Source organism: Dietzia sp. SLG310A2-38A2, from assembly GCF_014145095.1.
In the GTDB taxonomy this organism is placed as follows: domain Bacteria; phylum Actinomycetota; class Actinomycetes; order Mycobacteriales; family Mycobacteriaceae; genus Dietzia.
Map to the genome: position 1 here is coordinate 1 of NZ_JAALDX010000403.1, position 2,021 is coordinate 2,021.

The window sequence follows — 2,021 nt, forward strand, 5'->3', positions numbered from 1 at the left end:
CGGCCGGCGTGGTCATCGGGCATGCCGAGGGTGGGTGGCAGTGGTTCCGAGAACAGCCACGCGGCCCACAGGGGCCGCAGGTCCACGGGGGAGTGGTCGGCTGCCATGTGCAGGAAGTCGTCGGTGGTCGCGGTCGCGCCCGAGTACTTGGTCACCCAGTCGCGCAGCAGCTGGAAGAACTGCTCGTCGCCGATCGTCAGGCGGAGGGCGTGCAGGGTGAGCGCCCCGCGCTTGTAGACCCGGTCGTCGAACATGTCCTTGGGACCGGGGTCCGCCAGGAGCAGATCCTGCGGCGAGTTCTGCAGCTTGGAGTAGTAGCGCAGCGCGTGGCTGCCCGCGTCCGCGCCGCCGGAGAACTCGGTCCACAGCCACTCGGCGTAGCAGGCGAAGCCCTCGTGGAGCCAGATGTGCTTCCATTCGGCGGCGGTGACGGCGTTGCCGAACCACTGGTGGGCGAGTTCGTGGGCGATCAACCGCTCGTCGCCTGTGCCCGCCTCGGCGGTGTTGCGACCGAACGTGGACATTCCCATCGCCTCGAGGGGGATCTCCAGCTCGTCGTCGGTCACCACCACCTTGTACTCATCGAACGGGTACGGGCCGAACAGGTCGGTGAAGACGTCGATCATCTCGACCTGGCGGGCGAACGCCACCCGGAAGTCCCGCTTGAGGTCCGCGGGCAGGTAGGCGTGGAACGGCGCCGCCCCACCCGTCACCTCCAGGTGCTCGTACTGCCCCAGGTTGATGGTCACGAGGTAGGTGGAGGTGGGCTGCGGTAGGTCGAACTCCCACGTGGTGGTGCTGCCGCTGCGCTTTTTGCCCACCAGCGAACCGGTCACGACGGCGCGGTAGGGGGAGTCCGTGGTGAGGCGGATCCGGAACGGGGCCTTGGACGACGGGTGGTCGTCGCACGGGAACCAGCTGGCGGCGCCGTTGGGCTGGTTGGCCACCAGGACCCCGTCGGTCAGTTCCTCCCAGCCGACCTCACCCCAGGCTCCGCGGATCGGGCGCGGGTTGCCCGCGTACCGGATGGTCAGAGTGAACGCGGCACCTACGGGGATCGGCTCGGTCGGGGTGACGGTGAGTTTGCCCCGCGGCCGGCTGTACCTGGCGACCCGGCCGCGGTCGAGCGACACCTTGGAGACATCGAGGTGGGGGGACAGGTCGAGCTGCACGGACTCGAGCGGTTCGGTGGCCGTGGCGGTGATCACGGCCTGGCCACGCAGGTTGTTGGAGCTCATCTTGTAGGTGAGGTCCAGTTCGTACCGGGTCACCCGGTACCCGTGGTTCCCGGCGCTGGGCAGGTAGGGGTCGACCGGATCGGCGCGCGACGAATCGCGGGGGGCTGCGATCTTGGCGATGAGGTCCTTCTTGACTGCCTTCAATTCCATGACCCGCGCGAGTGTAGTGGACCCGGGGGGATCGGCACCGGCCCCGACGTCCAGTGGGTGGAAAGTACTTGCCAATTCGGAAAGTAGTTGCCTATGGTTGAGTCATCGCCCGGGTGGACACTCCCGGGACCGTCACGAGGAAGGCGTCGACATGACCACGGAGAACCCCACCACCGGCGCGGTCGATCGCACCGAGGCCGCCCGGCTCCTCGCGGAGGTCGAGGGGCGCCCGCCGGTCAGCTCCACGCGCGACGCCCGGATCTTCGCCTGGTTCGCCGCCGTCATCGCGGCGGTGATGGGTGCCGGGACCATCGCGATCATGTTCTCCAACTGGGCGATGGTGCCGTACGTGGTGCTGCTGTTCGCCGTGATCTTCTGGCAGCGGCGGTCGATCGGCGCCAGCCCACGCGGCTCGGCCCGGACGTACCTCTTGGGGGTGGCGGGCTCCGGAGCGATGGTTCTCGTCGTCGTCACCGGGTTGCACGTCATCCGCACCACGATCGGCCTCACCCCCTGGTGGTACCTCCTCGGCGCGGTGCTGGTGGCGGTTCCCGGACTGGTCGCCGCCGCGCGCATCGCACGACGGGGTGTCTCCCGGTGACCGGCCCGGAGGGCGACGCCCCCGCCCCCGCC

Annotated in this window: 2 protein-coding genes; one reads left to right on the forward strand and one right to left on the reverse strand. The window is 69.2% G+C overall.

Annotation, left to right across the window (positions count from 1 at the left end; all coding sequences use genetic code 11):
• Positions 1–1,388: M1 family metallopeptidase (locus G6027_RS13830; protein WP_241727130.1), on the reverse strand; the 1,388-nt coding region annotated here is incomplete at its 3' end.
• Positions 1,389–1,539: 151 nt separating this feature from the next.
• Here G6027_RS13830 and G6027_RS13835 point away from each other — a divergent pair.
• Entirely contained in the window at positions 1,540–1,989 is a 450-nt protein-coding gene (locus G6027_RS13835) for a hypothetical protein (RefSeq protein WP_182637672.1), read from the forward strand.
• Positions 1,990–2,021 lie beyond the last annotated feature (32 nt).

Bases quoted from the DNA above. Each gene is read 5' to 3' on its own strand.
- G6027_RS13835 (WP_182637672.1), top strand. From the start codon at position 1,540: ATGACCACGGAGAACCCCACCACCGGCGCGGTCGATCGCACCGAGGCC.